Source organism: Adhaeribacter soli (assembly GCF_008727925.1).
Lineage (GTDB): Bacteria > Bacteroidota > Bacteroidia > Cytophagales > Hymenobacteraceae > Adhaeribacter_A > Adhaeribacter_A soli.
Window position 1 is genome coordinate 159,636 of sequence record NZ_VTWT01000012.1, and the last position, 9,477, is coordinate 169,112.

A 9,477-nucleotide genomic window follows, 5' to 3' on the forward strand; every position below is an offset into this window, starting at 1 on the left:
CCGACGAGGTCCTTCGCTATCGCTCAGGATGACTGCCATTTTTATTTGACGGGAATATTTAGATGACATCATTTTTTTGAGTTCACCTCCAGTAAAACCGGCTTTTCAGCCAAAGCCCTAAACCAATGCCGGAGAAGATCAGACACAGAGGCAAAGAAGGCGCAAGGAAACGGTTATCCCAGTCCGGAGCTAATAGCATAATGATTCCCATTTGAAGAAGCCAGAAAGCTGCCGCAAACGCTTTCAGCCAGCTCGCGGTCTTTAGTTTCACCCAACCCCGAATTGCCCAGGCATACACAAACAGAATCAGCAGGGCGTTAAACCAGTTATGGCCGGTGCTGTAATACGGGCGCACCATACTCAGGTAATAAAATAGCTTGAGCGCGCTAACTTTAAAGAAATAAACCCAATCCTGCCGGACAACCTGCCAGAGCCCCTTTAGCGGCGACGTTTCTTGCGGGATTGTCAGGGGCATTTCCGGCGTAACTACTAAGTCCTGATACCCCTGAATGATATAGCCGAGTGGGTATTGCCAGATAATAACCTGTCCGCCCATATTTTTCAGCAGGTAATCGGCGAGCCAGAACCAAAGGGGCAACAGCAATAAACTTCCAGTTAGCAACCCGAACCCAAGCCGTTTATGAAAGCGTCCGAATTTCACCGTAAGGGCTAAAAGGGTAACCGGGATCAGTAAAAAACCGTTGGGGCGGGTCAGGCTGAGCATGAGCAATAAGACCGGAATAACCATCCATTGCCAGTAATGCCTCATGGTAGTGAGTACGTAAACCAGCAGCAATGACAAACTCAGGAAAACCGATTCGGTAAGCACGTAGAAATTCCAGCGTTGCAGTTCAGCCCAGGTTACCCAAACGAAAACAGCACAAAAGGCTGCCCAATAATTTCCGGAGATCTTTTTTACGGTGGCGTAGAAAGCTATGGTTGCCAGACCGGAGAGCAGTACCTGGAAACCGATCAGGGCTTTCAGACTGTTCAGCTGCAGAAAAAAACTGATGAGCAAGGCATAAAATCCGTAGCTGCTCCGGTAACCGAAAAGCCCGCGCTTGCCCTGGATAAATAATTCGGCCGACCCGATAAAATGCCGGCTGTCGTACACTATTTTTACGCCCAGCGAATTATAAAGATAAATCTGCATGCCGGCCCAGACCACAGCTAATACCAGCCATAACCGCCTTTCGGCAGGAGACGTAATTCCGGGTTTGGCTGGCTGGTTTAAAACGGGTTTCATAAACGGGAACCGGGGCGGCTTGAAGCGGTAAAGCTATCAATTTTCCGGCTGCTTTTAAGTCCGGGCTGCCAATTGTAAAAACCTTTGGCTTTTTCTGCGTAAGGAAATCAGACTTTTTTCGTTCAGAACCATATGCTTTTATCCCGATTACTGCGTTTCCTGCTGCCCTGGTTCCTGGTTATTTTCCTGATGGTTTTCCTCTGGAAAAAATGCAAGCCCGAATGGCTGCAGGAAAAACCGAAAGTGGAAGTAACCCACAATACCGTGCTGACTAAAATTGAACAGCTGGGCAAGCTGGAACTGGTGCGTTATAATTTTAAAGATGTGGTGGAATACAAAAAAGACATCATGTTCCTGCCTGATTCCAGGAGCGTGCTCATCGTAGCCGGCGAAGCAGTTGGTTGCCTGGACCTGCAAAAAATTAAAAGCCAGGATCTGGTCTTTGAGGGCGATTCTACCCTGATCGTGTACCTGCCCAAACCGGAGATCTGCTACAGTAAAGTAGACCATTCCAAATCGAAGATCCTGCTCATGGAAAACACGTATTTCCGCGATGCGGAAATGGTGGACGACGCTTATAAATACGCCGAAAAGAATATTGCCCGGAGTGCCAACCATTCCGGAATCTTGCGCCAGACCGAAATAAACGCCGGAAAAGTTTTAAAGCCAATGCTGGAAAGTTTTTCGGGCCGGAAGGTTATTTTGCGCAAGCAGGAAGATAAGCTCAGACTCCTGCCCCGGAAAAAAGAGTAGTGCATGACAAGTTAATTTTTAGAAATTGGGATTACAAATCCCACGGCTCGGTTAGGACGGAATTACAAATTCCGTCAAGCACCCCGTCATGCAAATTCTATAAATTAAATTGGTCGGGCGGTAGGTTTTATTTCTTTTCCAATTCCAAAATTCCCTCCTGAATGAGGTCGGTTTCGTAGCCTTTGCTTTGCATGAAGTACAACAGTTTCTGTTTCCGGGCAAAGGGGTTGCTTTCTTTTTCGGTGCGCATTTTCTTTTCCAGCACCTGCAGCAGGTTTCCCCAATAGGTTTCCGGATCGATTTCCTTCATCCCTTTTTTAATGCAGTAATCCGAAATGCCTTTGCCTTTCAGGCCCTGCAGGATTTTCCTTCGCCCCCACTTTTTAATGCCGTATTTGCCGCGCACGTACGAAGCCGCATACCGTTCCTCGTCGATCATTTTTTCGGCGCACAGCCGCACGATCAGCTCTTCCACTTCGTCGGGCGAAAGGCCGTAGGTGTAAAGCTTGTCGCGCACTTCCTGCTGGGTACGCTCCTGATAGGCACAATAGGAAGCCGCTTTCAGAAGGGCTTCTTTGGGGGTGTAGGATTTATTTTTCTTTGGAGTCTGCACTTTTTAGAGTTGAATGGATATCGTTCCGGTGGCTGATTCTAAACAAAACGGAGGCTTAAATCATTCGTTTGGAAGTACGTTGGAAGCTTATTTTAAGGAGATATTTCCGGGTTACCCGATGAATTTATTTATCCCTACTTAGAGTGGAGAAGAAAATTCAAATGAATAGCTCAATCATTCTCTTGGCCTCTCCCTACCCTTCCAAAGCCAGGGCTCTTTCATTCTAATAAAAAATTTACTTTGGCCTGTGTCGCACAGGCCAAAGCACTGCAGCTATAGGTATCCTTCTACCTTTAAATATCCTACTGTAGCCCTTTTTGAGGCTGTCGCCTCACTGAAGTTACAAACTTCAGGGTTATTGGCTGGTCCAAGTTCCCGCTTCGCTCAAACTTGAACCAGCAGGTTGAGAATGAAGCAACCCTGCTTCCAAAGGGAGATTTCGTTTAACTACCACTTTAATCAAAGTACAATTTCCCTGTATTTTCAGCATAAGTAAAACAGCTAAATGGCTATCCTTTCAGGCCGAAAAAGGAAGTGCTATGAATTTTCTTTTTGCCCGATCTTTCCTTCCAGAAGCTGGTTTAAAGTAGAAGTCAGGTCTTCGTAAGATTGATATCCCTGGCTGAGCAGGTACAGCTGTTCGTCTTTTTCAATCACCACGGCCGGAAAACCATCTATCCCCCAGTTCTGCACCAGCTGGAATTCTTTTTCGGCAGCTTCCCGGTACTTTACATCGTTAAACTTTGCACGGAAATCGGCTTCTGAAATGCCGGCTGCTTCAGCTAATGGCAAGTACACGTTTACGTTGTTCAGATCTTTGCCTTCGAGGAAATGCAGGTTCTGGATGCTGTGGGCAAAATGCACCTGCCGGTCCGGAAACTGCTCTTTGAAAATAGCAAGCGCAATGGCCGGCGGCAGGGAATTGCTGATGTAGGTTCCGTTTTCCAGCACTTCGTTTAAATAAGCATCGCCGAATGTAATGCCGGTAACCTGTTTTAAGCGCGGCACGGCATTTTTAATGTAACCCGCCATTTCTTTGATGGGGCCAACGCGCGTGCCCGTGATCATGCCGCCGCTCAGCACTTCGAAAGAAAGTTTATCATGGAAGGCGGCTTGCACTTTTGCTACCACCGGTGCAAATCCGAAGCACCAGCCGCAAAGGCCGTCGTACACGTAATAAAAAACAGGTTTCTGCATAAATATTGGCTTTAGAAGTGGGTCAAATTTATTTAATAAAATTCAGAAACCACCACGGACATTTAAATTACAATTGGTACCCTCCCTGCCGGCTTCCTGGAGCAAATTCCGGGAATTTAGATGCAATTCCGGGGCTTTCCGGACTAAAAAAGCAGTAAAACTGATGCAGCAGGCCGAAAAACCCTGTCAGTATTGGATTATTTTGGGTAAAAAAGCAATTTCTATAAAACTCTAAACCTATATATGCGTTTATATATTCGATTGAAAGGTAATAGGTTAGCGAGCTTTCCTCTTTTTAAGGAGTTTGTTACTGCCGCCGGCCGAATTGTTTAACTATTAATATTATTTCAAAAATGGCACCAACCAGAAGAACTCAAACCAACATTATTCCGGAAGCTGTAACCAAAGTAGTGAACAAAGTTGTGCGGAAAGTAGAAAAAACGGCCAGCGACCTGACCGGCTCAAAAAAAGCTTCCGGTACTTCAACTACAAAATCCGGAACCAAAAAAGCCAGCGCGACCAGCGCTTCTAAAGCCAAATCTACTGGCACAAAATCAGCCAGTACAAAATCTTCCGCTTCAAAGGCAACTGCCTCTAAATCTACGGCGGCCAAATCCGGCACCAAAACGGCTTCTTCTGCTAAGGCAACATCAGGCAAGTCCGCAACTGGTGCAAAAGCTTCGGCAACCAGTACTAAAAAAGCCAGCGCCGGCACTACCGCAAAAAAAGCTTCGCCTGCTAAATCGACTGCTTCTAAAGCCACTACGGCAAAGTCTTCAACGGCAAAATCGGCCACCTCAAAATCTGCTACCGGCAAAGCTACGGGCAGCAAATCGGCCAGTGCCTCGAAAACCAGTGGCACGAGCAAAAGTGCAGGCGCTACTAAAAGCACCGGCACCGCTAAAAAAGCAAGCTCCGCCAAAACTACCAGCAGCGCCGGCAATACCGGAACGCGGTCGGTAAAAGTTAAATCGGCTTCCGGCAACGGCCAAACTACCAGCAAAGCCGGCGGTACATCGGCTTCGCCTAAACGTTCGGCCACGGCCGGGGGCAGCAAAAGAGCCTCGGCAAAATAATTTCTTTAGCAATTAACGCTTTTAAAAACCGGCTTTTTAAAGGCCGGTTTTTTTCTGCCTTAAAAAGCCTGCAAAACCAACTTTAATAAATTGTATCCGTTTCAAAACATATAAAAAACACTATTCATCCGGAAGTTAAAACCGGGATCCATTTTTAAACAAACTGAACCATTATGAGCAAGGGAAAAGACAAAACCGAAGAAATTGCCGATGTAATTGCCGATGCTGTGGGCGAAGCGGCTCGTAAAGGCACTAAAAAAGTGGTAAAAACGATAGAGGAAAAGGCGGAAAAACTGGTTGAAAAAGTTGTGCCGGGCGTTGGCGACACGGGCAAAAAGACAACCACAAAAGCCAGTTCAAAATCGACTTCCGGCACCAAGGCTTCGGCTAAAAAAGAAACGTCCGGCAAAAAAGAAACGGCTAAGAAAGATTCCGGAAAAAGCAAAAAGGACGATAAATAAGCTTAGATCCGCCTTTACTTCCCCCATTACCCAACCGGCCCCCAAGCCGGTTTTTTTGTTTAAAGTGTACCGTTTTTCACTTCGGCTTCCTATTCGCAAACAGAATAAATTTTACCAGGTTTTCTCGTTTAAAGTGTACCATTTTTCACCGGCTCCGGCAAATCAGCACGTTCATTAGAAGACGGGTACCGTTCATTTTCGTGCAATTAAATTCCTTCAAATTAGCTCCAAAGCTTTAAAACAGCTTTTCCAGTGGCTGGCAGGTTGCTTGCCATGCTCCATTGTTATATTGTCAGCACAAAATAGTATCTTGCAATAATTTCAACCTAAAACTCCCTGATTATGAACGCACCCCATACACGCATCCCTTTTCGGAGGGGCATAACTTTACTGCTTGCGCTGGTCATTTCGCTTAGTGCAACTGCCAAAGAGAAACCAAAAAAATCCGGGAACCCGCTGCTTTATGGTTTTAACCAGGTAGTAGATTATAAAAACGCTACCAAAACCGATGTAAAAACTGCTGCCGAAGCCGTAATTGCCGAAACCAAAACTTCGCTGGCAAAAATCTACAAGGTTAAGCCAAAGAAACGCACCTTCGAAAATACCATGCTGCCGCTCGATAACCTGTACGACCGCTGCGGTCAGGTTTTGGGGGCTATTGAGATTCTTGCCAACGCCAGCCCCGATTCTGCCATCCGCAACCAGACCCAGAAAAGCATGGCGCAGATAAGCAAATTCGGCAACGAGCTAAGCCTGGACGAAAAGCTTTACCAGGCCGTAAAAGATTATTCTAAAACCAAGGAAGCCCAGGCTTTAACGGGTTCCCGCAAAAAATACCTGTCCGAAACCATTTCCAATTTTGAACGCAACGGTTTTGCCCTGAGCCCGGAAAAACGCAAAGAACTGCAAAAAATTAACGACCGCATTTCCGACCTGAGCCTGGCTTTTAACACCAACATCGCCGAATACAAAGACCACCTGCTGGTGAGCGAAGCTGCAATGAAAGGCGTACCGGAAGATTTTAAAAAGAGCCTCAAAAAGGAAAGCGACAAGTACATCATCGACCTGAACGGCCCGGCTTACAGCACGTTTATGAAATACGCCGAATCGGATGAAGCACGCAAGCAACTGTTCGTAAAATTCTACAACCGCGCCGCCGATAAGAACCTGGATGTACTGAAAGCCCTGTTAGCGGAACGTCAGAAAATGGCGCAATTGCTGGGCTTTAAAACGTATGCTGCTTACGCAACCAGCAACCGTATGGCCAAAAACCCGGAAACCGTATGGGATTTCGAAACCAAACTGGTAAGCAAGGTAAAACAGAAAACCGAGCAGGATGTAGCCGAATTATTAGCCGTAAAACGTGCCTACCTGAAAAACCCGAATGTGCAGGAGCTGAACTCCTGGGAAGCATCTTTCTACAACAACATTTTAATGAAAGACAAATACCAGCTCGATGCCGAAAAACTGAAAGAATACTTCGAACTGAATAACATAATAGACGGCCTTTTCCAGACTACCCAGCATTTGTTCGGTTTAAAATTCAACGAAGTGAAAGATCCATCGGTTTGGCACCAGGATGCCCGCATGTTCGAAGTGAACCGCGATGGCAAACTGATCGGCCGTTTCTACATGGATCTGCACCCGCGCGAAGACAAATTCACCCATGCGGCCTGCTTCCCGGTAGTAAGCGGCAAAAGCACGCCGCAAGGTTACCAGATCCCAACGGCTGTTTTATTGTGTAACTTTAATGCACCAACCCCGGGCAAGCCCGCCTTAATGAGCCATAATCAGGTAGAAGTTTTCTTCCACGAATTCGGCCACGTAATGCATATCATGCTTACCCAGGCCGAACTTTCTTCGCAAAGCGCCAACGGTATAAAACTCGATTTCATAGAAGCGCCTTCGCAGATCATGGAGAACTGGGCCTGGAATTACGACGCCCTGAAACTGTTTGCCAGGCATTATAAAACCGGCGAAGTATTGCCAAAAGAATTGCACAACAAAATGCTGGCCTCCCGCAACGTAGGTTCCGGCATTGCCGCTTCTGCCCAGATCTTCTACGGCACCCTGGACATGACCCTGCACGATAAATTCGACCCGAACGGCACCGAAACCACCACCGATGCCGTGAAACGCGTACAGAACAAGATCATGCCTTATCCTTTTTTAGACGGAACCAACATGCACGCCGCTTTCGGCCACCTGAACGGCTACGGCGCGAGCTACTACGGTTACCTCTGGAGCAAGGTGTACGCGGCGGACATGTTCTCGGTATTTGAGAAAAACGGCGTAATGGACCAGAAAACCGGCTTCCGCTTCCGCGACCTAATCTTAAGCAAAGGCAGCACCGAAGAGGAATTTGAACTGGTAAAACAGTTCCTGAACCGCGAACCAAACCAGGAAGCTTTCTTTAGATCCCTGGGCCTGTAAAAACAGTACCTTTCTGCGCTTGAAAACTGAAAAGCCCTGCCGGATTGGCGGGGCTTCTTTTATGCTCGAAACTGTTTTGCAGACGTTAAGCGCCGCAATTCCTGTTCCCTTACCACCACTCTTAACCCCACAGATTTGCTGGTGAATAACATTGCAAATTCAAACCTTGTTCTTAATTTTACCCGGGGATTTCTTATTGTAACTTTTTACCTGCCGGATCTGTGAAGAAACTTTACGTATTTCTGCTTTCCTTTTTATTTATTTTTTACGCCAATGCCCAATGCCCGGTAGCCAATAGCTGCACGCCCGGCACTGCTCCGGCCGGCAATCATATCTTTGGCATGGGAATCCTTAGCGTAACGATCGGCAGCGGACCAAACGGTTTCAGCAATACAACCGGCGGCGTTACCGATGGCTACCAGGATTATTCCTGCACCAAAAAGGCTACAGTTTCCGAGGGAGTTCCTACTGCTATTTCCATTACAACGAATCCGAATGTAAATGAAAATGTACGGGTATGGGTGGATCTGAACAACAACGGTACTTTCGAAGTGGCTACGGAGTTACTGTTTTCTTCCAATAATGCGATAAACCATAATGGCACGTTCACCATTCCAGTCTCGGCTTCGGTGGTAAAAAACCAGGTGCTGCGGATGCGGATTTCTGCCGATAATTTTTCTTCTCCGGTTCCTACCCCCTGCTCCACTCCGGTTTATTCCCAGGTAGAAGATTACGGCATAACGGTACAATCCAACACGAATAAACCAACGGTAAATTTTTCGGTAAATAACCCGATTACCTGCTCGCCAACCGTGCAATTCCAGAGCTTGATTCAGAATGGGGCTACTTCTTATTTCTGGGAATTCGGCGATAATACGACCTCCACGGCTGCCAATCCTTCGCATACTTACGGGACTACCGGTACTTACACCGTGAAGCTGAAAGCCTGCAATGCAGCCGGTTGTGATTCGCTGACGAAAACCAACTATGTAACTTATCACACCAATGTACCGGTTGCGACTTCCTGTACGCCAATTACCACAAATCACTGCTGCGGCTACGGCATTACCAAAGTTACTTTTCATACGTTAGTGAATGCTTCGGCCAACGGGAGTGCGGGTTATGAAGATTTTACCTGTTCCAAGTCGGTAACGGTACAGGCCGGGCAGAACTATAACCTTTCTTTGGAGACAAGCACTGCGAACAATCAGGATACCTGGGCTTATATTGATTTTAATAATGACGGTACTTTCAGCAACAGCGAATTGGTTTTCACGAAACTTAATGCGAAGAACCCATCCGGCAATATCTTTATTCAGGCAGGGGCACTACAAAATGTACCCTTAAGGTTTCGCATAATTTCTGATGAACAGGGAGCTGCCACAGGCCCCTGTTCTAACCGGACCAGCGGCCAGGTTGAAGATTATTCGCTTACAGTTATTGCTCCGCTTCAAAAACCCGTTCCATACTTTTCTTCAAATCACGTTGGTTTCTGCGATACCCTGGTCCAGTTCACAGACTCCAGTTTGTTTGCCCCCTCATCCTACACCTGGGATTTTGGTGATGGTTCTCCCAGATCGCATCTGCAAAACCCATTGCATAACTACGCTGCCTCCGGTGTTTACACAGTGAAACTAACCACTTGCAACAGTTTAGGCTGCGACTCTATTACCAAGACCAACCTGATAGCTATAAATA

The 9,477-nt window shown here is 46.8% G+C and carries 8 protein-coding genes; 4 read left to right on the forward strand and 4 right to left on the reverse strand.

The window, feature by feature from the left end; all coding sequences use genetic code 11:
- Positions 1 to 82 precede the first annotated feature (82 nt).
- Positions 83 to 1,246 (reverse strand): hypothetical protein, encoded by a 1,164-nt coding sequence (locus F0P94_RS18060; protein ID WP_150905686.1) that lies wholly within the window; start codon positions 1,244 to 1,246, stop codon positions 83 to 85.
- Positions 1,247 to 1,378: 132 nt separating this feature from the next.
- On the opposite strand from F0P94_RS18060, the gene F0P94_RS18065 reads away from it, so the two are divergent.
- A complete protein-coding gene (locus F0P94_RS18065) occupies positions 1,379 to 1,999 on the forward strand; it encodes a DUF4230 domain-containing protein (RefSeq protein WP_150905688.1) in 621 nt (206 codons plus the stop codon).
- A gap of 127 nt (positions 2,000 to 2,126) precedes the next feature.
- On the opposite strand, the gene F0P94_RS18070 is transcribed toward F0P94_RS18065, so the two are convergent.
- From F0P94_RS18070 to F0P94_RS19765, 3 genes are all read right to left on the reverse strand, one after another.
- Positions 2,127 to 2,612 carry a regulatory protein RecX gene (locus F0P94_RS18070; protein ID WP_150905690.1) on the reverse strand — a complete coding sequence of 162 codons (486 nt, stop codon included), beginning with the start codon at positions 2,610 to 2,612 and terminating at the stop codon, positions 2,127 to 2,129.
- 537 nt (positions 2,613 to 3,149) lie between these two features.
- Positions 3,150 to 3,809: a DsbA family protein gene (locus tag F0P94_RS18075; RefSeq protein ID WP_150905692.1), complete on the reverse strand. Its 660-nt coding sequence runs from the start codon at positions 3,807 to 3,809 to the stop codon at positions 3,150 to 3,152.
- Positions 3,810 to 4,182: 373 nt separating this feature from the next.
- Positions 4,183 to 4,851: a hypothetical protein gene (locus F0P94_RS19765; protein WP_191907098.1), complete on the reverse strand. Its 669-nt coding sequence runs from the start codon at positions 4,849 to 4,851 to the stop codon at positions 4,183 to 4,185.
- A 207-nt stretch (positions 4,852 to 5,058) separates the two neighbouring features.
- On the opposite strand from F0P94_RS19765, the gene F0P94_RS18085 reads away from it, so the two are divergent.
- The 3 genes from F0P94_RS18085 to F0P94_RS18095 all read left to right on the forward strand — a co-directional run.
- A complete protein-coding gene (locus F0P94_RS18085; protein WP_150905696.1) occupies positions 5,059 to 5,346 on the forward strand; it encodes a hypothetical protein in 288 nt (95 codons plus the stop codon).
- A 342-nt stretch (positions 5,347 to 5,688) separates the two neighbouring features.
- Positions 5,689 to 7,779, forward strand: coding sequence for a M3 family metallopeptidase (locus F0P94_RS18090; protein ID WP_150905698.1), 2,091 nt, complete (start codon positions 5,689 to 5,691; stop codon positions 7,777 to 7,779).
- Positions 7,780 to 8,000: 221 nt separating this feature from the next.
- On the forward strand, positions 8,001 to 9,477 hold a 1,477-nt coding region (locus tag F0P94_RS18095), incomplete at its 3' end, for a PKD domain-containing protein (protein ID WP_150905700.1).